General features: G+C 44.9%; 2 protein-coding genes. Both read right to left on the bottom strand.

Features of this window, described 5'->3' with window-relative positions; genetic code table 11:
* Positions 1 to 174, bottom strand: a 174-nt coding sequence (locus R7190_RS27175; RefSeq protein WP_318137843.1) for a FeoC-like transcriptional regulator, incomplete at its 3' end; no start/stop codon positions are given.
* A partial coding sequence (locus R7190_RS27180; protein WP_318137842.1) for a nucleoside recognition domain-containing protein occupies positions 171 to 737 on the bottom strand: 567 nt, incomplete at its 5' end. The genes R7190_RS27175 and R7190_RS27180, both read right to left, overlap by 4 nt.

Below are 737 nucleotides of genomic sequence, written 5' to 3' on the forward strand. Positions count from 1 at the left end.
CATCACAGCTCGAGCTTTATTGGTATCAACCAAGCGGCGAATTTTACCCTTCTTGATCCACACGCTTAACATTGCATCCGCACCGCCTGCACTCATTCCAAACTGCTTAGCCAGCGCAGACTGTGAGACCGTCCCTTTGTCTGCAATATATTGATAAAGCTCATTTAAAATCATGCGACTTGCGCCTCTAACGCACCATGTTGTTTTTTACCAATACGTTTAAATACGTGATAAGTTCCGATGAAGATTGCAACAATAATTGCCATCCAGACACCACTAGTAATTGGGCTTTCAGAGAAATGCGTCAACTGATTGTAGAACGTTGCACATAGGTAAGCTAAACCCATCGTCCATACCGCAATAAAACGTGCGAAGTTATGGCCAAATTCACGTACATACGCCCCCATCGCAGCAACACATGGTGTGTACAACAAGATGAAGATCAAGTAAGCAAACGCGGCATGACCAGAAACAAACTGAGACTTAATGTTGCCGAAGATAGACGCATCCACTTCTTGTTCTTCTGCGACCGCATTTGAATCTGTTAGGTCACCCACTTCAATGCCTAATGGATCAGAGTAACTCAAGCCCGCAAGGTTCTCAGGAATACTCATTACCGCATCTTTTAGGCTACCCATCAGATCGAACTCTGCTTCTTCACCATCACTTGGCGACGTGTACAAACTGTTTAGCGTACCAACGACCGCCTCTTTGGCGAAAATACCGGTAATAATACC

The organism is Vibrio sp. 1078-1 (assembly GCF_033340475.1).